The following is a 485-nucleotide window of genomic DNA, read 5'->3' as shown; positions in this document are numbered from 1 at the left end:
CCGCTCATCGGCCTTATGCGGGGAGGTGGAACGAAGCCGGCATGACGAACACGAGAGACGTCGGGGTGATCGGCCTTGGCCGGATGGGAAGGGGTATTGCGCGGCGTCTCGACGGGGCTGGGAGGCTCGCGGCTGCCTGGGACGCGCTGGAAAAGGCCCGACTGGATTCCGGGCTGTCGGACGACGTCGAGCTCGCCCAGCCGCTCGACATCGCCCGGACATGCGCGACGATCCTGTTCGCGCTTCCAGGCAGCGCGGAGATCGAAGCATGCCTGACCGGCCCGCGCGGCATTCTCTCCGTGGAGGCGCCGGGGCAGGTCCTCGTGGACCTCACCACGTCGCATCCGGCGGCGACGAAACGTCTTGCCGAAATGGCAGAAGCGCAGGGCAGGGGATACCTCGACGCAGGCATGACCGGCGGAGCACAGGGAGCCGACGCCGGGCGACTGACATTGATGATCGGCGGTCCCGTGGCTGATTTCGAC

General features: G+C 68.0%; 1 protein-coding gene. It reads left to right on the top strand.

Going from position 1 to position 485, the window contains the following annotated elements; translation table 11 throughout:
• Nucleotides 1-41: 41 nt before the first annotated feature.
• On the top strand, nucleotides 42-485 hold a 444-nt coding region (locus AC2JF9_RS08600; protein WP_500726934.1), incomplete at its 3' end, for an NAD(P)-binding domain-containing protein.

This window comes from Lactobacillus sp. C449L, from assembly GCF_059900815.1.
This window is presented reverse-complemented; position numbering and strand designations above follow the sequence as displayed.